The following is a 19869-nucleotide window of genomic DNA, read 5'->3' on the forward strand; positions in this document are numbered from 1 at the left end:
CTATTTTATTGCGTTAGCCTAACCTTAAAAAACTCAGCTAAGGTTTTACTGATAATAGGGTGTTGGGTGTCTTGATTGAACAGGCATATGTTTACTTTGCCCAATTTGGGCAAGTGTGGGTGATTCAGCGGCGTTAGGTTGGCGGGTAAACTGGACTTTGCCAATGCGGTAACCCCCAGTCCTTGCTGAATAGCTGCCACAAGACCACCTAAATCTGCATTGGTGTAGGTGATTTTCCAAGCAAAGGTTTGTTGTTTTAATTGCTCAATAACACGGCTTCGGTACATACAGCCATCGGGGGCTAAAACCAATGCAATGGAATTGCCCACCAAGGGGTGAGCATTGTCGCCTACCCAGACCACATCATCTTCTAGGACCACTTCGCCCTCGGTTTCTTCATTGGGGTTAACTAGCGCTAAAATAAGGTCGAAATGATCGCGCTGACTCGGGTGTAACAAGTCTCGACTCAATGCTGATGTAACTTCAAGTGACACATCCGGATAGCGCTTTGAGAACTCACCAATAAGCCCAGGTAAAAGAGTAGAGGCAAATTCATTTGGTATACCTAATCGCAAGCGACCGCTTAAAGGCGCGGGGGTGAGGCTTCGAAAAATATTGTCATTGAGTTCTAGCAGTTCTTTGGCTTTTGGGTAAAGCCAATTGCCATCGGCACTAGGTACGTGGCGCTGCCCAACTTTGCTGAACAGCTTTCTATCTAGCTGAGTTTCTAGTTTCTTTATCTGCAAACTGATGGCCGGCTGAGAGCGGCCCAAAAAGTCTCCCGCTTTTGCGTACCCGCCCAGTTCAATAACACAAACAAACGTGCGTAAATTATCAAGAGAAAGTTGGGGCATGCTGATTAGTCTTTTTAATGTTTTCGTCTGCTTCCATTATATTTGTAAATGAATTAATGAAAAGCAGCAGGTTTACATAAAATATATTAAGTGCCACCAATTTCTGTCGCTGGCAGGATCTCGATATTTCTTTTACAGATATGCGATTGAATGTGCTTGACCTATTGTTAATTTCAGTGATGACAGCGATGGTTTGTGCAATGTGTTCTCACGCGGACATTTTACTGACTAGGTAATCTACCAGCACACGAACCTTAGCTGGCATCTGCCGGTTTTCAGTAAACACCGCATGTATTGGCAGGCCTTGCGGAATGACAGGGTATTTGTCCAGTACAATAACAAGTTTTCGTTGTTCCAAGGCTTCACGCACGGCCCACTCAGGTACCAAAATCACACCGACAGATTGCACGGCAAGCTTTTGCAACATCGAAACGCTGTTCACTTGTAAGTTACCTTCAACCTTTACACTTATTTCTTGCTCACCGCTTTGAAATAACCAGACGCGCTTGCCCGGACGGACCCTGAACGACAAGCAGTTATGCTGCTCAAGTTCACTCGGGTGCTCAATAGAGCCATGTTCAGCCAAGTATTGAGGACTGGCGCACATAACAGAGTGACTTTCACCAAGTTTTCGGGCTTTTAAGCTTGAGTCTTCAAGATGGCCCAGGCGAATCGCCAGATCCATTTCTTCTTCCACCAAATTTACCCTGTCACTACTCATGTGAATTTGTAATCGAATGTCCGGATACAATGCTAAGAATGCCGGTAATAATGGTGCTAGACAGACTGCGGCAAAGTCGGCTTCCACAGACATTCTAATATCGCCGGAAGGGCGGCTGGACAGTTGGTTCAGCATATATTTGGTAACCGCCATTTCCGTCAGCATTTTTTCCGCGTGGCGAAAATACAATTGGCCAGCTTCTGTTAGTCGCTGAGACCGCGTGGTGCGTTGAAACAATAAACTTCCTAACTCATCTTCCAATTGAGATATTTGTCGACTGACACCTGAAGGCGTGCTTCCCAGATCTCGTGCTGCTCCCGAAAAGCTGCCTGCTTTTACAACCTGAGTAAACACCTGCATGGCCGCAAATTCATTTATTTTTGACATATTTTCACAAATCCTATGAAAGAAACTCTGTTTTTCTCATTAACTGCACAATTAATAATGCACGTAACTAAACGCAATGCCAACGTCATGCGTTTGTATTTTTCAATAAATAGAGGATAAACATATGTCTAAAACCGTATTAATTACTGGCTCATCATCGGGTTTTGGCTGGGATACCGCAAATACATTGGCAGATGCAGGGTGCACTGTCTTTGCTTCGATGCGAGATATTGAAGGCAAAAACAAACGCCATGCAGACCGTTTTCGCGATAGAGGTGTTCAGGTTGTTGAGCTAGATGTTACTTGCAGTGCTTCTGTCAACCGCGCTATTGATAGTGTTTTACAACAGGCTGGCCGTATTGATGTACTGATAAATAACGCTGGCGTTGCCTATGCGGGTGTGTCTGAGGCTTTTACCGATACACAGGTGCAGCAACTGTTTGATGTTAATGTGGTAGGGGTACATCGTGTGTCTCGAGCTGCGCTCCCCATAATGCGTGTCAGAGGTGATGGATTGATAATCAATGTTGGCTCAATCTTAGGGCGGGTGACCTTTCCATTTTTTGGCTTATACGGTGCAACAAAATTTGCACTTGAAGCCATGACCGACAGTCTTCGCTACGAACTGTCTTCTTTGGGTGTTGACGTGGCATTAGTGCAACCTAGTGCCTATCCTACACAAATGTATGCCAGTGCAGTCCAACCTGAAGATTTCGCAAGAGTCACGGGTTATGGTGCGGTGGGCGAGATCCCTTCGTCAATGTTTGCCAGCTTTATGGCTATGTTTGAGTCAGATGATGCTCCTGATCTGCACGATGTCGCCAGCGCGATTGTCGAACTGGTCAATGCGCCAAAAGGGCAGCGTCCAGCCAGAACACTGGTAGGCGCTGGTTTTGGTGCAGATCAGGTCAACCAAGCTGTCTTTCCCATTCAGCAACAAACTATGGCAGCGTTGGGTCTACAGCAATTAGTGCCTGAGTGTGAGCAGCAAGCATCACTTCAACAAGAAAGTTGAGGTGGGTTGTCTATCAGAACACACAGAAACGTGAGTTTCCTGCGCCTTCGCTCTGCACTTAACAGTGCGGAGGCGTAAAAATGTTATTACTGGCAAACTTGGGAGAACTGCTATAGAAGATAAAGTGGTTTTGAGGGCGATGGGCACATTTTAACTTGTTGAACACCTTTAATAAGAGGTTCTAAGCTTTACTCTACTTGCAAATTAATTCATGTAACGCAGCTAGGGTTATACAAAGTACTTTAAGTGCCGCCATTTCTATTGGCTTCCTTTTTATATTAGAAATTGCTTCTATACTAAAACAAACGAAGTAACGAAACTGAGCTTAATTGATGTCTAAATTGATCCTACTGTTATGTATAACAGGGATATTGCTGGGGCAAGCCCATGCAAAACTTGGACAAAGCGTTGTTGTTACTTATAAAAAGCACAACGAAGACGTGAACGTGGTAGGCCTTAAGTCCGAAGGTATTTATCATTTCAATTCCGCCGCAGAAAAACAAATTACACTAGCTACCCTCGATTGGCCACCTTATATCAGCGAGCAGTTATGTGATGGTGGTTGGGTATTTCAACTGGCGGTGTCATTGTTCCACGCCGCAGGATACGGCGTAAAAATAGAGTTTTTACCTTGGGCGCGAGCAGTGCGTAAAGTAGAACAAGGTGAATATGATGTACTTTTTCCAGAATATTTCATAGAAGCGCGAGCACCTTCAGATAATTTTACCAATACCAAGCGTCGTGATTTACTTGAACTGTCTCAAGCTTTTCCTGGCGGTAATATTAGTTTTATGAAGCTAAAAGGAACGCCTGATAATTTCGAGGGTGATTTGGCATATATGCTCGGAAAAGATGTGGGAGTAGTGAGGGGCTACCAAAACACGAAAGAGTTCGATGCCATGATGGACTCTGGAAAGTTCAATATTGTCGAGGCAGTCGATGATCTTCAGCAAGTTAGGCTGCTATTTGCTAAACGAGTAAATTTTATAATTGGTGACCCTATGGTGATAGAGTCAGTGATAATGCTAGCACCAGACATTCCATTGATGCAAAAACACAGAATGATCAGAAACCTAGAAGAGGTGAAGCCCGAAATTCAATATAACCCCTTATATTTTGCGGTGTCCAAACGCAAAGCAAATTGGCAAACCACGCTAAGTGACATCAACCAAGAAATTAGCCACTTTGAACAACACAATGCGTTTGAACTTTTAATTGAGCGTAGCAAGCAGGCTTGCTTGTAGAGATATTCTAAAAGGTGTAGTAACGAAAAAGCCTACCATAGATTTCATATTTTCAGATTTCTGCTTTGGGCAATTGCGGACGTTCAAAAATATCCTTAAAACTACTCTTGTGGTTTTGTCAAAACGCGCATTGAAACCACCTAAAAAAGCTAAAATAGCTGAGCAGTACCCTAAACCATTAATTAATAGACGCCAGTGTCTTCTGTCACTAATAAAATGGCCTAGGTTTTTGTATGGTTTGGTGCTATTGATAAGCTTCCAACTGATCTAGATAAGCCTGTTTGTCAGATTCAGGCAGCCAGGTCACGTTGAAGGCATTAGCCATGAGTGTTTTAAGTTCTTCGCGGGAAAAATCCCCTTCTTCCTGTAGCGCAATTAAATTTTCATTCATGTACGCTCTGAAATAAGCCGGATCATCTGAATTTATCGTTGCTAGCATTCCTTTTTGCAACATCTGACGAATTTCGTTAGAGGTGAGTGATTGCACGACAAATTGATTGGAAACCGGACAAACCGTCAAACCAAGCTTATGGCTTTTTATTAATTCACACAGTTGTTCAGACTCCAGTGAGTTCACCCCATGATCAATTCTGTCGACACCGATAATCTCGATGACTTGTCGAATGTGCTCAAGCGTATTTTCTTGATTCACGTCACAATGCATAGTGAGTTTCAATCCCCAGTCCTTGGCAAGTTTAAAGACGTCGCGAAATTTCACTGGTGGATTATTATATTCATCAGAATCGAGCCCAACGCCAACCAACCAGCCAAGATATGGCTTAGCCATTTCAAGATGTTCCATGGCTGATTCTGCTGACATATCGCGTAAAAAACACATAATCAACTGACTTTTTATCCCCAGTTTTTTCTCTGCATCGGTTTGAGCTTTGCGGATGCCGGTAATAACCGTATCGAATGCGACGCCGCGAGACGTGTGGCCTTGAGGATCGAAAAAGATTTCGGTGTAGATCACATTTTGCGAGGCTGCTTTAGCTAAATAATCCCAGGTTAGTTGATAAAAGTCAGCTTCGTCGATAAGCACACTCATACCAGCATAGTAAATTTTGAGAAAAGAGGGTAAATCGTGAAAATCGTAAGCAGCAATTAACGCTTCTGGGGTTTCAAAAGGTAACTCTATATTATTCTTCTTTGCCAGCGCAAAACTTAATTCAGGCTCAAGCGTGCCCTCAATATGTACATGTAACTCGGCTTTAGGCATACCTTCAATAAATGCTTGCATACACACTCCGTATTCTTGTTAGATGGGTACCAATCGGGTAAGTACTGCAAATATTATTCCCTTTGCTGATTTGGGTTAAGTATCTGTAAATTAGAACTTTAATATCATTGCTGCGCGTTACGATGATTCAAAAGGGTGCAGTTTTTCCTGAATTAAAGGCAAGTTGAACATATTCAACCTTTAACGCAATGGGAGAGTAAATGGATATTCAAGCATTACACAGGAGCGCCCCTTTTTTAAACTCCAACACTACTTACTCAACGCACCACTAAGCGAAGCCTTCATTGCATAAAGTGCTTTTTCATTTGGGCTGGCCATTGATGATAATGGACTTGAAAAGCGCTGCATGCCAGCGAATATGCAGTACCACGACGGACGTAAATACACCAGCTTGCTATCAACTTGGTTAAGTGCTGTTTCGAAATTGGCACCACTGTCCCATTCTTTCAGTAAATAGGCGAGGGTGTCGGGGACTTTTATATCGTGTCTACAGGCCTGCCAATAGGCGGTATCAGTGCGTGTATTAAGGTAGTAGTGGGCGGCGATATAATCACGAATTCCGTCAAACATACGGTTCATTTCTACATTGTATTGCTGATATTTGTGAGGGTGGTCTGCCTGCCAACAATCAACGAAATGATGAAGGGCATATTGCACGAGCATAAGGGCAGTGGCTTCTAAGGGCTCGATAAACCCTTGTGAAAGCCCAATACAAACACAATTACCCTGCCAGTGCTCTTCTAACCTGCCTACTTGCATGCGAAGGTGTCTGGCTTCACTGTCATTTACTTGTTCGCCAAGTACTTGCCTAAGTTCTGCTTCAGCATCACTACTTGAACAAAATTGTGTGCTGTATACATAGCCATTACCAGTGCGACTTGTTAGTGGAATTTCCCACTGCCAACCGTGTTCAAGGCCTATTGAGCGGGTTTGCAATTTGGCTTCTGGCGATGGTAAAACTGGGCTTGCTATGGCAACAGCAGCATCGTTGAACAAAGTATCGCTGTAACTCTTGAATACGCGTTTTTGGGCTTGCTTGCCCAGTAGCCCGCGAAAGCCTGAGCAATCGACGAAGAGTTCGGCCTGTAATTGTTGGCCATCTTCCAATTGCACAGCGTGAATGGTTTGTGCGTCGGCGTGTACTGAAGCAATGGTGCCTATGTGATGCTTCACGCCTTTTGCTTTAGCGTACTGCTTTAAAAAGTCGCCCAGTTGGCCTGCGTCAAAATGATAGGCGTAGTCGATATGTGTAGCCGTCGAAAGTGTATTAGGCAAAATGCCATCTTCAACCATTTGCGCAGCGGTAAAATAGTGCGATGGATTAACATCGGTATTTATACCACGTCTTCTTTGATTTACCGCGTCGAAGTACTGATCAGCAGTGGGAATATCAAGTGCTGAAAAGAAAGGGTGGAAGTAGCTGTTGTCAACGTCGGCGTTATTCCAATTTTCAAAGCTAATGCCCATTTTGTAGGTGGCACTGCACGTTTGCATCCACGTATTTTCATCAACGCCCAAATAATCGAAAAAGTGGCGTAAATAAGGGGTCGAGCCTTCGCCTACGCCTACGGTGCTTATGTCAGCCGACTCCAATAGGGTAATGTTAACGGGCTGCTGTTTGCTTGGATGTTGCTGACGCGCCAATTCAACCGCTCTTGCTAAATAACACGCGCTCATCCAGCCAGCCGTGCCACCCCCAACAATAACAATATTTGCTGGAAGCGCCTTCATGATGCTTTCTCTGTAGAAGCGCGTACCACAAGTTCTGGTACAAAAGTGTGAACTAGGTTCTCATGGGGAAGCTTGGCTTTTTTTGCACGCAGAAATTGAATAAGTGACGCAGCAGCATGTTGAGCAATTTCATTAGTAGGCTGAGATGCCGTGGTAAGTGGTGGAAAGGTTTGACGAGAAAAGGGGCTATTCTCGAACCCTGCAATGGCTAAATCATTAGGTACATCTACACCTTTCATGCGTGCCCCAAATAGGGTTCCCGCTGCAATTTCATCGTTACATGCAAAAACTGCTGAAGGGTGGGACGGCATAGCCAATATAGTCTCGGCACTTTTTACCCCCGTTTCAAACGAGTAGGTGCCTTTAATCACTAACGATTCATCAAAAGCAATATTGGCATCCTTGAGTGCCGCTTTGTAACCATTAAAACGCTCGATGGTAGATTTGTGTATTTCATCACCGGCAATAAACGCAATGTGGGTATGGCCTTGCTTGATCAAATGCTGAGTTATATCAAATGCCGCTTTAAAGTCGTTTACTAGAACATAGGGCAGGGAAGAGTCAAAAGCACCATCACCGGATAAAATACGAACGTAGTTTATGTTGTTATCGTCAAGTTCTCCGAGCACATCCGGCATTTCAGATAGAGGCGGAGATAAAATTAGCCCAGCCAATTTGGCGGTGTCTACCATGTCTACCAGTTCTTTCGCGATGTCTTTCGAACTGGCATCACAAGGGTGAATGAGAAGCTCAAAGTTATTTTTTCTGCACACATCTAATATGCCCTTTTGCATATCGATAATGTAGTAGGCATTCGGGTTGTCATAAACATACCCTAAAACCGATGCGCCTTTGCTGGCAAGGTCTCGAGCGGCCTTGTTCGGTGTGTATTTAAGTGCAGTAATGGCTTCTTCAACACGCTTTAAGGTGTCGGGCTTTACTGTCCCTTCTTTATTAATTACACGCGATACGGTTTTTATTGAGACGCCTGCCATTTCGGCAACACTTTTGATGGTAGCAGCCAAACTTTTTCTCACTCTTAAAATTGGTTTAAATTTCAACAATTAAGACAGTATTATTATCTTTTTGTTAAAAAAACTATTTGCAGCTTCACAATCTGTCATGTAAGTTAACATTTAATGACAGCGTTGTCATCTAAAAACTGTACCTTATAACAACGCCTGTCATTTTATTATTATTACAAATGACAGCGTTGTCATTTTGGCTGAGAGAAGGTTAATACAATGTACAAAAACCAACAAAGTAAACTAACAAAAAGTGTTCGCCTCGCCATCGCAATGGGCACACTCGCGAGCATTTCTGTACCTGTAGCCGTTGCGCAAGAAGCAGGTGAAACAGAAGTCATTGAAGTAACAGGGATCCGTGGAAGCCAAAAGGCCAACATTAACGCCAAGCGTTTCTCAAATGCGATTGTTGATGCAATTACCGCAGAAGACATTGGTAAATTCCCAGACAAAAACGTAGCAGAAACCCTAGCACGAGTTCCGGGTATTACTATCGACCGTGACTTTGGTGAAGGCCAAGGCGTTACCATTCGTGGTGTTCAACCAGACCAAAACTTAACCCTTGTTAATGGTCAAGCAGTAGGTACGGGGCAGTGGTTTGTTCTGTCAGATGCAACGCGTAACTTTAACTTTGAGATTTTGGCATCTGAAATGATTGCTGGTCTTGAAGTGTATAAGTCTTCTCAAGCTGATATCGACGAAGGTGCATTAGGTGGTACGGTTATTCTTAAAACTCGTAAGCCGTTTGACCTTGATGCAAACTCTGGCCAAATTTCAATTGAAGGTCAGTACGGTGATATTGCTGATGCACTAGACCCAACGCTGTCAGGCTTATACAGCTGGAAAAATGATGACGAAACTTTCGGTATCTTGTTCTCTGGCTCATATCAAGAAAGAACAGTTGAGCGTGAAACCAACGAAGACTTTGGTTGGTTTGGCCCGAGCATTGCGCGTATCGACCCACTTATCGAGCCGCCAGTTGGTGCTTCTCAAAAAGGTGCTATTCCATGGGGTATGGGTTCTGCATTGTTCAAACAAGACCGTGAACGTGTAGGTTTTGATGTTACTGCACAATGGGCGCCTAATGATGACTTCGATATGTCAGTTCATTACTTGTCATCAACCCTTAAAGCCGACAACGTAAACTCTAACTTAATTGGTATTCCATTTCGCGGTATTGCGTACACAGGCACAGACACTAGCCCAGGTACTGTAAGCGCAGACAACGTGGTTGAATCATTAAGCATGATGGGTGTGGACAACCGTCCTGGTTGGGCACGTTTCATGGCGTACGACAACATTTTCCGCGATGGCTCTGAAATGTCGACTGAAATTGTGGACGTTGAAGGTCATTACTTAATGGGTGACGGCAAACTACACTTCCAACTGGGTACAACCACAGGTGAAGGTGAAAACCGTGACTTCTTTACTGAATTCTGGGCAGGTGCGAACGACCCACGTGCTGCTATTGATTTCTATAACCCAGGTGGTGACAACCCTTATATCGACTTCACTACAGCAAGCCCTTGGTTAGCTAATCCTGGTGATGAAATGTGGTTAGGCGGCATTTTCGATCAGTTAAATGCAACAGAAGATAAAGAAAACTACATTCAATTCGATTACGAGCACACCGTTGACTGGGGTGCGGTAACAGAGATTAAAACCGGTATTAAACGCCGCGACAGAAGCTTCTCGCAATCGCGTTACAGAACTGACCTAGCTAACCTAGATCCAATTGGTGCAGGTAGCCTAGGCCCAGCATCGGCGTTCTGGACAGGTGACATGGTAAATGTGTCTCACTCTAACACTAACGGTGTAGGAGCTAGCTACTTCTTCCCAGACAAAGATGCTATGTATTCAGCGTTGTACAACGTTGCTGAGTGTACAGGTGACGCGTCTACTTTGTGTCGTCGTACTGACCAATTCTTAGATGAATCATCATTTGAAATTGAAGAAGACATCACTGCTTTATATGCCATGGCTAAATTCAGCGGTGAAGGCTTCAGAGGTAACGTAGGTATGCGTTACGTTGAAACTGATTCAACATCAAACGGCTATGATCTTACAACTGGTGAAGCAGTGGCCTTTGACGGCGGCTACAACGAGTGGCTACCAAGCATCAACTTGTCTTACGATTTAACCCAAGACGTACTATTGCGTATGGCTGCAGCGCGTGTACTTACTCGTCCAGCGCCATTCCAGTTGGCACCTGCGGTTAACTTAACACCAGAGACAAGCTCAGGTTCAGCGGGTAACCCACAACTCAACCCACTCACTGCAAACCAGTTTGAAGTGGGTGCAGAGTGGTACTTCAGCGACTCATCGGTTGCAGCAATTACGGTATTTAAGAAAGATATCAACGACTTTATCTTTACCAAAACCGTATCTCGTGAAATTGATGGTCAGCAAATTAACCAGCTAAGAACACCTGAAAATGGCGGCTCAACCACTATTGATGGTATCGAAATGCAAATTCAACACGTGTTCGACAATGGTTTCGGCGGTTATGCAAACTACACCTATACCGATGTGGCAGATGCGCAAGTGGATGAAGCGGTTGCGGTGACTGATGCCGACGGCAACATTGTTGGTGCAACGCTAGCTTCTCGTTCAGTGAGCTTCCCGAATACGTCAAAAGACTCGTTCAACATTGGTGTGTTCTATGAGACTGATGTGTACAGCGCGCGCTTGAACTACAACTACCGTTCAGAGTACTTCATTGCACAAGCTGAAATTGGCGACCAGTACCGTGATGAGCAGTCTCAGTTAGATGCGCAAATTAGCTGGAACGTAACAGAAAACATTACGTTGAAAGCTGAAGCACTTAACTTAACTGATGAAATTTGGGAAAACTACTACGTTCGCAGCAGCGATGGTAAGCGCCTAGGCGGTACGCAAAGTGCCAATGGTCGTCGTATCTTCGTTGGCGCGAGCATGAAGTTCTAATTGCCTACGTTTAAAAATAGTTTGTGTGTTCGCTATTTTTAATGTGCATGAGGGTAGGGCATAAGCTCTACCCTCACTTTCCCAACACGTAAGTGGTATCGTGCAGTTAATTAATATAACTGTATCGTTGAGTTACAAAACAAGTGAAGGACGTTCTACGTGAGAAGTATTCTGGGATTATCGTTTTTATTGATGTCATGTTCATCCGCTGTATCAAAAGTGAGTGCGGTTGACCAGTCTCAGCTTGATACGCTAGGCCAGAGCCTACAAGTTAAGTATGCATTGTTGAGCAATCTTGATGACACTCAGTGCCGTACTCACATTCCAACAGGTGACTGTTTTTCTGCAAAAATAACGCTAAGCGGCTCATCAATCACTATTCCAGCTTCTACTTCACTGTATTTCAGTCATATAGCGCCAGTAAGAGGGTTTGATGTTGCTGGAGATTTTTCTGGACAGGAGCATGTTTCTGGACAGGCGCTTGCCAAAAACAGTGACGCTATTAGTCTTGAACATATTAACGGTGACTTGCACCGCCTGACATTTAACAAAGACTTGACACTTAAAGAATCTGACGCTGGTGACGCACTGTCCGTTACGTTATCAGCCCCTTTTTGGCATGCTTCGCGCTCTGACGTTATGCCAAATTACTATTTAACTTATGCTGAGTTAGACCCCGTTATAGTGGCGTCGACTACCCGCGTTCAAGAAGCCGGTAGCGGCTTGTTGGTGAATAAGCACACCACTGCATGGGCTGATGCTAGCCAGTATAAACGCGTGCCTAGCGATAATATGCCGCTAATGGATAGCGCCTACTTTTTTAACAATGACAAGCCTTTTACGCCAGCTACCGACAAAGCGTTACAGCGCGTTAATCCTCAGCGCGTTATTCCTCAGGTTAGTGCGCGAAGCGACAGCAATGAGCGCGTTGTTGTAAAGGGTATAACCGTTGATTTTGAGTTCGATAAAGAACAAAGCGCAAATAAAGAACTGGCGCAATTAGAGGAACTGAAAAAGCAACTTGAGCCTGCCATTAGCCAAATGATGTACTTTGGCTTACAAGTGCAAGATACGGGCATGCCAGTAAGTGTTTCCCTTAATGCCAATGACTTTACGCAAGGCGAATATGCACTTGAGGTAACCAAAGACAAAGTCAGTATTAAAGCCAAAGATGTAATAGCAGCAAACTATGCATTGCTTACATTAGCGCAGCTTTTTGATAGTGAAAATAACACCTTACCTGTTACCTCTATTCATGATGCACCGCGCTTTGATTTTCGTGGAATGCACCTAGACATTGCGCGTCATTTCCCGGGTAAAGCGACCATTGAGTCGGTCATTCGCCAAATGTTCACCTATAAACTGAATAAATTGCACCTTCATTTAAGTGATGACGAAGGGTGGCGTTTACAGATAGATACACTGCCAGAGCTCACAGACATTGGTGCATACCGTTGTCATGATCTCTCGGAAAGTACGTGTTTGCTTCCACAACTTGGCAGCGGGCCATTTAAAACTGCAACAGGCAATGGCTTTTTAAGCAAACAAGATTACATTGATATTGTGAAAATGGCGCATGAACGTGGTATTGAAGTTATTCCGTCGCTGGATATGCCTGGGCATGCACGTGCCGCAATAGTGTCTATGAATGCGCGCTACCAACGCTTAATGCAAGAAGGCAAGCCGCTAGAAGCACAGCAATATTTATTAGTGGATAAACAAGATACTACGCAGTATGAAAGTGTGCAGTTCTATGGCGACAACACGATTAACCCTTGCCTAGACAGCACATATACGTTTATCGACACGGTTATGACCTCGGTTAAACAACTGCACCAACAAGCGGGTGTGCCGTTACGCCAATTCCATGTTGGCGCTGATGAAACCGCGGGTGCGTGGATAAACTCACCTGTGTGTCATGCTAAAGGTGTGAATGTTGACAATATTCTGCCTGACTTTGTTGCACGAGTGCAGCGTATAGCGATTAAGCACAATCTCAATATTGGTGGCTGGAGTGATGGTATGGAGAAAGCCGCCAACACACTAGACAATGAGCATGCTTACACCAATGTGTGGCACCTATTAGCGGCAGGTGGAGAAAACACCGTATCGCACTTTGCCAAAGCCAATATTCCAGTGGTGCTGTCATTTCCCGACGTGCTCTATTTTGATTTTCCCTACAGCAGCAACCCTTATGAGCCAGGCTATTACTGGGGCTCAAGGGCAACCAGCACTGAAAAAGTCTTTTCCTTGATGCCTGCACATTTAGCGCTACACAGCAGAGAATGGACAGACCGCATGGGTAATAGTTATACCAGTAACGACACGGTAGATGCGTCTTCGGTGGTAGGTATTCAGGGGCAGCTATGGTCGGAAGTAACAATAAACCAAGATGCTGTTGAATACATGGTTTTTCCTCGCTTACTTGCACTAGCTGAACGTGCATGGCACTACGCTGACTGGCAAAAAGATGCGTCGACATTGTCTAGTGAAAACCAATTAAAAGCAGTACGAAATAATGATTGGCAAGGTTTCAACAGCGCATTGCTTTCACAGCACGCACCTGTGTTGGTTAAACAGGGTGTGAATGTGCGCGTGCCTCAACCTGCTGCGATAGTTAAAGACGGCAAGTTGTTAATAAAGCCTCAAGCAGGCCTTGTAATGGAGTATTTAAGTGCTGATCAGCAGTGGATTGAATATACACAACCTGTAGCAATAAATGGGGTGGTTAACGTGCGTGCTCGTATTGCAGGTACACAACAAGTAAGTCGACAAGCACAGTTATAAGTGCTTGTTTTCATGGTTAAAAATGACAGCGTTGTCATGTTTTAAGCAACGTCGCAATTTCTAAAAAGAAAGTAATGCGCCTGGTGCATTCACTTAAAATGAGATGTTTGAATGAGTTCTGATTTATTTTTATTGGTATTGATGGTGGGGGAACCAAGTGTCGCGCTAGGTTAGAAAGCCCCGACGGCACCCTTCTTGGTGAAGGGATCAGCGGCCCGTCCAATATCATGCGAGACAGCGAACTGGCCAAAGTATCCATATTAGATGCTATCGACAAAGCAATTGGCAGTGCAACGGCAACCTATGGTTCGCCAATAGCATTAACGCAGTGCGTAGTAGGCACGGGTGTAGCGGGAGCCAACATCGCATCTGCTAAGGTGCATTTTGAGCAGTGGGCTCACCCTTTCTTATCATTACATGTGCTAAGCGATTTACACGCTGCTTGTATCGGCGCACACAATGGTAACCCGGGTGCGGCAGTTATTATTGGTACAGGGTCGTCTGGTACCTTGTGGCGCGACAATACCTTTTGTGATGTTGGTGGTCACGGCTTTCCTATCGGTGATATTGCTAGTGGTGCATGGCTTGGTCTTAAGGCGCTGCAACACACCTTATTGTGCTTAGATGGTTTGAAGCCACAAGACGAATTGGCAGACAAAATATGTGCAGCTTTTCAGTCGACCAATACCGATGACATCGTGGGTAAATGCGCAGAATTTAATACCCATCACTACGCAGCATTGGTAGAACAAATGTTGCCACTGCTATATACCAACCAGCCCACCGTGCAGACCTTGTTTGAAGAAGGTGCGCGATATATCGAATTAATGGCGCTAAAACTGTTAGACGGTCATTCCCATAAGCTGGCGCTTATTGGTGGGCTAAGTAATGTGTATTCAACGTTTTTTTCAGATCCTGTTAAAGCGCGCTTAACCGCATGTAAGGCATCGCCACAACAAGGTGCCATTTACTATGCAAAAGCTGCTTATTCTCAACAAAAAGGTGAGTAATGAATTTATCAATAATGGCCAGTGAAACCCGAGAAACCCCTTCTGTGATTGCCAAGCAATTGGACAAAAACCAAGAAGCTGTTTCGCAATTAGTGGCGTCACTAAAGCAAATTAACCCTCATTTGATTTACATTATTGGGCGTGGCTCTTCCGACCATGCAGGGGTGTTTGGTAAGTACCTTTTTGAAACGCAAATGGGTATTCCCGTATGCAGTGCGGCGCTGTCTATTGCCGGTATTTTTGGTTCGCAGTTACAACTTAAAGGCGCTGTAGCGTTTGTTATATCTCAATCTGGTCGAAGCCCAGATATTTTGAATCAAGCGCGCTCTGCCAAACAAGGCGGCGCATTTACTGTGGCTTTTGTAAACGATGAAACGTCACCCCTAGCGGAGCTTGCCGATGCGGTTATTCCGTTGTCAGCCGGTGAAGAAAAAGCAGTAGCCGCTACCAAGAGCTTTATGGCTACATTATCAGCACTACTTCACGTATGTGCAACGTGGAGTGGTAATGCTGAATTACATGAAGGATTAAAGCAGTTACCTGCTCAGTTGGATAAGGTTATTGCGTCACCCATGCAATTAAGTAAAGCTTACCTAGAAAATATGCGTAACACTGTGGTGTTAGGTCGAGGGTTTGGCTATGCAGTAGGGCGGGAAGTGGCACTTAAATTAAAAGAAGTGTTAGGCATTCACGCAGAGGCTTTTAGCAGTGCTGAATTTATTCACGGCCCGGTAACACTTGTGGAAAATAAACCAGACAAAAAAGTGAAGTTGATTGCGCTTAATGTGCATGATGAGAGTGCATCATTTCACGATGACATGGTACAAAATGTAAAAGCGCGCGGCGCAGAGTGTATCGACTTAGGCATAGCCATGGACAACGTACATCCTCGTTTATCTGCACTTTTATTGATGCAGCGTTTCTATTTAGATATAGAACAAATCGCTCGCGAGTTCGGCCTAAACCCCGACACACCACCAGGGCTTAACAAGGTAACGAAAACCCAATGATAAAGCAGACCGTATTCAGTAATGTGTTAGTAAAGGGTACTTGGCAGCAAGACCAAGTACTCACTATTGAAAAAGGTATCATCACAGATATCACCCCGCTTTCTTCAATGCAAAGTGCGGGGAAAGCAGTGATGGATTTACCGCGCATTGATGGCACGGTAATACCGGGTTATGTGGATACTCAGGTTAACGGCGGAGGTGGGGTTATGTTTAACCACGCCACTAGCTACGAGAGTATTAAAGTGATGGCAAATGCTCACTTACAGTTCGGCTCTACCACACTGTTTCCTACGTTAATTACTGACGACATTGACACCATAGAGCAAGCCGCTGATGCCGTGGCAGAGGCGATTGCCGACGACCACCCGTCTATTTTGGGTGTGCACTTTGAAGGTCCGCATTTGTCGGTAGAAAAGAAAGGTGTGCACCTTCCTAAATATATTCGCGCGTTGTCAGATCGCGAATTAGCTACTTACACCCGTAAAGACATTGGCCAAGTTCTGGTAACAGTGGCGCCTGAAAATGTGCCATGCGACATTATTCGCGAGCTAGTTGAAAGTGGTGTTGTAGTTGCGCTTGGCCATTCTAATGCGCCTTACGATATTGTTGAGCAAGCTATTGAAGCTGGCGCGACCGGGTTTACCCATTTGTACAATGCCATGTCGCCGTTGACATCGCGGGAGCCGGGTATGGTTGGGGCGGCGTTACTTCACGACAGCATTTGCGGACTTATTGTCGATCATCAACATGTTCACCCAAAAAGTGTTGCGTTGGCCTATAAAACCAAAGGGCCAAATGAATTGATGTTGGTTACCGATGCCATGGCGCACGTGGGAGCCAGTGAACCCACAGTGGCATTTTTTGATACGCATATTACCCGTGAAGGCAACAAGTTGACTACGCCTGATGGCACGTTAGCAGGTAGCTGCTTAGATATGCACGGTGCCGTTACCAATAGCGTAAACGATATAAGTATTCCCCTGCGTCACGCCAGTGTGATGGCCAGCACCACACCTGCAATGTTTACCCATATACACAATAAAGTAGGTGAGATTGCCGTTGGGAAGTATGCCAATTTCCTTGTGCTTGATGATAACAAAGCGTTGGCAGAAGTTTGGCAACGCGGTAGCAAAATAAATAATAATAACTAAGAGAGATTTTTGACATGACAACGCAAGCTCACTCAGATGTACCCCACGCAGCGGGCGTAGCCCGTTATATTCCCATTTTAAGTATTGGGTTGTTGTTTTTCATTTTTGGTTTTATCACTTGGCTTAATGGGGCGTTGATTCCTTTTTTGCAAATGGTGTGTGAACTATCAGAAATACAGGCGTTGCTAATTGCGTTTTGCTTTTACATTGCGTACGTGGTGATGGCACTACCCATGGCCAAAATTCTTGAAAAAACAGGCTATCAAAAAGGCATGAGTTTAGGGTTAGGCATCATCGCTTTTGGGTGTTTGTTATTTGTTCCTGCAGCGCTAAGCGCCATGTTCCCTATCTTTCTATTAGCGCAGTTTGTGGTTGGCAGTGGTTTAACTATTCTGCAAACGGCATCTAACCCATTTATTGTGCGCCTTGGTAATGAAGAAAGTGCAGCCGCGCGTATTGCGTTTATGGGGCTTTTGAACAAAGCCGCCGGTGTACTTGCGCCAATTGTATTTACCAGTTTGGTATTAAGTGGGTTGCCTGATGTGAATCAAGAATCGCTTAATGCTATGCCAATGGATACGCGTACTGCGCTTATTAATAATATGTCGGTATCACTCATTCAGCCGTATGTGGGTATGGCCATCGCCCTTGGTTTATTGGCATTGGTGTTTATGCGTTTGTCGTTGCCAAGCATTAATGACACTTCATCAAACGAGGCTTCATCAAACGAGGCTGCTTCGAGCGGTGATACAACACAAGATAAGAAAATTCTGCAATTTCCACATTTAGTGTTAGGCGCAGTTAGCTTGTTTTTCTATGTGGGTGTGGAGGTTATTGCCGGTGATACCATTGGTCTTTACGGTTCATCTATTGGCGTTGAAAATGCCACTACGCTTACGTCGTTCACTATGGTGGCAATGGTTATTGGCTATGCCATTGGTTTGTTGTGTATTCCGCGCTTTATTTCACAGCAAACCGCATTGTTAAGTTCTGCGGTATTAGGCTTGATACTAACGACTTGCGTATTGTTAAGTTCGAATGCTGACATGGGTATTTCACAAGTGTTATGGGGCTGGCTAGGTGTGCCTTTGCTACCTAATTCGGTTGCCTGTATTGCATTACTTGGTTTGGCTAACGCATTGGTGTGGCCTGCAATTTGGCCGCTGGCATTGAATAATTTGGGCAAGTATACTGCACAGGGTTCTGCTCTTCTGATCATGGGGATTGCGGGTGGCGCAATATTGCCTATGGTATACGGTGGCGTAAGTGAGGCTTTAGGTGGGCAAACTGCGTATATCATTATGCTGCCTTGTTACTGCTTCATTGCATATTACGCACTGTGGGGATGCAAGAAGCAAAGTTGGTAGGCTAATACAGGTATTGCTGGTGGCCTCGAATGAGAGTGCCACTAGCATGCTAATAGGTTGCCACTGGCAAAAAGGCGACTTGATTGAGTGTTGGCTTGGCCTTGGATTGGCCTTGGTTTAGTCTAGGCCTAGTCTAGAGTTAGACCGCTAAATCAATTTGCTGTAACGTGCCGCTACGCCCATCTTCAAAAAGAAAAAAGCTGCTGGCGCGCACAGATGCTTGAAGTTGGTTATCCCTATCTTTTACATCAAATGGCGTTGCTGTATTTCCAAGGTAAAGCGCACCTACACCCAGCTCGCTTATTGGAATAATGACGTCATTGCCCTGCGCGTCTTTTTGGTAAAATTTAAGCTTGGAAAAGACATCATCTCCTTCATCTATGAATTGGTTGCCGTCTTTATCAAATTTGGCAAGCTCGCTAAATCCATCACCGGTCAGTGCTCCAAACAATTCGCTGCCATCATCAATTTTACCATTCTTATTTGTATCTATAGCCAAAAAGCCCGATGTGCCTGTGGCGAAGTGAATGTTGTCGGTCTTGCCATCACTATCAATGTCAAAGGCCACTTTGTCTTGAGTAAGGTTAAGTCCAAAGTGGTTTTGATTGTCTAAATTAAGAACCAGTGGGTCAGTGACCTCTACTTCGCCTACCTTCATCTCGACACGATTTTCAATGTAAAACTGACGCTCTGAATAATGCGACATTGCAATAGTAATTGTTTCGCCGGTGTCGGTGATAAACTGCCCTTGTGCGCTAAATTGTCCAGCTTCTTGTTCTAAATAGCTTTCCTGATATTGATATATTAGGTCTGCCTTGGTTATTTGTAGGGGTTGTGTTTGTTGAGCTTGCGCATTGTTTGAACTATCGGAATTGCTGCCAGTGCCACTTTTCCCCGCGCCACTTTGCGGGCTAACATAGTGAGATGTTTTTGATAGTGTAATTTCGTGGCCAGCCAGTTGCTCTACCAACATCTTTAGCTGTGCGGTTTTGGCATCAAGCCCTTCGTCGTCGTTGTTATTTGTTTGGTCGTCGAGAGAGATAGAAGCAGCGTCGCTACTAGTGCTATTTTGAGCGGAATATTCCGATGCTAGTAATTGCCCTCGCTCAGACAGGTCGACATCATTACGCAGTGTTTCATTTCTTGTGCTGTTTTCTTCAATGAAATTATTTGCGTTATTAGAAGAGGTAACAGGTCGCGTAATCAGTGATTCTTTTATTGAAACCGTTTCACTGTAGTGATGCCGGTAACCAAATTCTACCTGACTTTGTGCAATTTTCATTGTGTTGGGCCCTGTTTGTGAATAAATTCAAGGTACAACTGTGCTTAGCGTTGTTATCGGCTAGCACCTAAGAAACTTTATGAGTTTGTGAAAATAATG

14 protein-coding genes are annotated in these 19869 nt (G+C 44.6%); 8 read left to right on the forward strand and 6 right to left on the reverse strand.

Annotation, left to right across the window (positions count from 1 at the left end):
- Positions 1–5 precede the first annotated feature (5 nt).
- Entirely contained in the window at positions 6–854 is an 849-nt protein-coding gene (locus EYR97_RS01155) for a LysR family transcriptional regulator (protein WP_131092012.1), read from the reverse strand.
- A 208-nt stretch (positions 855–1062) separates the two neighbouring features.
- Positions 1063–1962, reverse strand: coding sequence for a LysR family transcriptional regulator (locus EYR97_RS01160; protein ID WP_131092013.1), 900 nt, complete (start codon positions 1960–1962; stop codon positions 1063–1065).
- A gap of 124 nt (positions 1963–2086) precedes the next feature.
- Between EYR97_RS01160 and EYR97_RS01165 the strand changes: the two genes are divergently transcribed.
- Both EYR97_RS01165 and EYR97_RS01170 read left to right on the forward strand, forming a co-directional pair.
- On the forward strand, positions 2087–2977 hold the full coding sequence (locus tag EYR97_RS01165) for an SDR family oxidoreductase (RefSeq protein ID WP_131092014.1): 891 nt from the start codon (positions 2087–2089) through the stop codon (positions 2975–2977).
- A 332-nt stretch (positions 2978–3309) separates the two neighbouring features.
- Positions 3310–4221, forward strand: coding sequence for an ABC transporter substrate-binding protein (locus tag EYR97_RS01170; RefSeq protein ID WP_131092015.1), 912 nt, complete (start codon positions 3310–3312; stop codon positions 4219–4221).
- A gap of 244 nt (positions 4222–4465) precedes the next feature.
- On the opposite strand, the gene add is transcribed toward EYR97_RS01170, so the two are convergent.
- From add to EYR97_RS01185, 3 genes are all read right to left on the reverse strand, one after another.
- A complete protein-coding gene (add, locus tag EYR97_RS01175; protein WP_131092016.1) occupies positions 4466–5461 on the reverse strand; it encodes an adenosine deaminase in 996 nt (331 codons plus the stop codon).
- 249 nt (positions 5462–5710) lie between these two features.
- The gene (locus EYR97_RS01180; protein WP_131092017.1) at positions 5711–7192 is read right to left on the reverse strand and encodes a tryptophan halogenase family protein; all 1482 of its coding nucleotides are present in this window, start codon (positions 7190–7192) and stop codon (positions 5711–5713) included.
- Positions 7189–8217: a LacI family DNA-binding transcriptional regulator gene (locus EYR97_RS01185; RefSeq protein ID WP_131092018.1), complete on the reverse strand. Its 1029-nt coding sequence runs from the start codon at positions 8215–8217 to the stop codon at positions 7189–7191. The genes EYR97_RS01180 and EYR97_RS01185 overlap by 4 nt, the downstream gene beginning before the upstream one ends.
- 219 nt (positions 8218–8436) lie before the next feature.
- Here EYR97_RS01185 and EYR97_RS01190 point away from each other — a divergent pair, with 219 nt between their 5' ends.
- From EYR97_RS01190 to EYR97_RS01215, 6 genes are all read left to right on the forward strand, one after another.
- On the forward strand, positions 8437–11163 hold the full coding sequence (locus tag EYR97_RS01190) for a TonB-dependent receptor (protein WP_131092019.1): 2727 nt from the start codon (positions 8437–8439) through the stop codon (positions 11161–11163).
- A 159-nt stretch (positions 11164–11322) separates the two neighbouring features.
- Positions 11323–13950 (forward strand): family 20 glycosylhydrolase, encoded by a 2628-nt coding sequence (locus tag EYR97_RS01195; protein ID WP_242634831.1) that lies wholly within the window; start codon positions 11323–11325, stop codon positions 13948–13950.
- Positions 13951–14087: 137 nt separating this feature from the next.
- Positions 14088–14960: a BadF/BadG/BcrA/BcrD ATPase family protein gene (locus EYR97_RS01200; protein ID WP_242634862.1), complete on the forward strand. Its 873-nt coding sequence runs from the start codon at positions 14088–14090 to the stop codon at positions 14958–14960.
- Entirely contained in the window at positions 14960–15970 is a 1011-nt protein-coding gene (nagB-II, locus tag EYR97_RS01205) for a glucosamine-6-phosphate deaminase NagB-II (RefSeq protein ID WP_131092020.1), read from the forward strand. Before EYR97_RS01200 ends, nagB-II begins: the two co-directional genes overlap by 1 nt.
- Positions 15967–17121 carry an N-acetylglucosamine-6-phosphate deacetylase gene (gene nagA / locus EYR97_RS01210; protein WP_131092021.1) on the forward strand — a complete coding sequence of 385 codons (1155 nt, stop codon included), beginning with the start codon at positions 15967–15969 and terminating at the stop codon, positions 17119–17121. The genes nagB-II and nagA overlap by 4 nt, the downstream gene beginning before the upstream one ends.
- A 14-nt stretch (positions 17122–17135) precedes the next feature.
- Positions 17136–18488, forward strand: a complete 1353-nt coding sequence (locus tag EYR97_RS01215; RefSeq protein WP_131092022.1) for a sugar MFS transporter — start codon at positions 17136–17138, stop codon at positions 18486–18488.
- 139 nt (positions 18489–18627) lie between these two features.
- Here EYR97_RS01215 and EYR97_RS01220 read toward each other — a convergent pair whose 3' ends face one another.
- The gene (locus EYR97_RS01220) at positions 18628–19770 is read right to left on the reverse strand and encodes a hypothetical protein (RefSeq protein WP_131092023.1); all 1143 of its coding nucleotides are present in this window, start codon (positions 19768–19770) and stop codon (positions 18628–18630) included.
- Positions 19771–19869 lie beyond the last annotated feature (99 nt).

Source organism: Alteromonas sp. KUL42 (assembly GCF_006538325.1).
Lineage (GTDB): Bacteria > Pseudomonadota > Gammaproteobacteria > Enterobacterales > Alteromonadaceae > Alteromonas.

What these genes read in the sequence shown, in the direction of transcription:
- EYR97_RS01155 (WP_131092012.1), bottom strand. Translation starts at nt 854, where the DNA reads ATGCCCCAACTTTCTCTTGATAATTTACGCACGTTTGTTTGTGTTATT.
- EYR97_RS01160 (WP_131092013.1), bottom strand. Translation starts at nt 1,962, where the DNA reads ATGTCAAAAATAAATGAATTTGCGGCCATGCAGGTGTTTACTCAGGTT.
- EYR97_RS01165 (WP_131092014.1), top strand. Translation starts at nt 2,087, where the DNA reads ATGTCTAAAACCGTATTAATTACTGGCTCATCATCGGGTTTTGGCTGG.
- EYR97_RS01170 (WP_131092015.1), top strand. Translation starts at nt 3,310, where the DNA reads ATGTCTAAATTGATCCTACTGTTATGTATAACAGGGATATTGCTGGGG.
- add (WP_131092016.1), bottom strand. Translation starts at nt 5,461, where the DNA reads ATGCAAGCATTTATTGAAGGTATGCCTAAAGCCGAGTTACATGTACAT.
- EYR97_RS01180 (WP_131092017.1), bottom strand. Translation starts at nt 7,192, where the DNA reads ATGAAGGCGCTTCCAGCAAATATTGTTATTGTTGGGGGTGGCACGGCT.
- EYR97_RS01190 (WP_131092019.1), top strand. Translation starts at nt 8,437, where the DNA reads ATGTACAAAAACCAACAAAGTAAACTAACAAAAAGTGTTCGCCTCGCC.
- nagB-II (WP_131092020.1), top strand. Translation starts at nt 14,960, where the DNA reads ATGAATTTATCAATAATGGCCAGTGAAACCCGAGAAACCCCTTCTGTG.
- nagA (WP_131092021.1), top strand. Translation starts at nt 15,967, where the DNA reads ATGATAAAGCAGACCGTATTCAGTAATGTGTTAGTAAAGGGTACTTGG.
- EYR97_RS01215 (WP_131092022.1), top strand. Translation starts at nt 17,136, where the DNA reads ATGACAACGCAAGCTCACTCAGATGTACCCCACGCAGCGGGCGTAGCC.
- EYR97_RS01220 (WP_131092023.1), bottom strand. Translation starts at nt 19,770, where the DNA reads ATGAAAATTGCACAAAGTCAGGTAGAATTTGGTTACCGGCATCACTAC.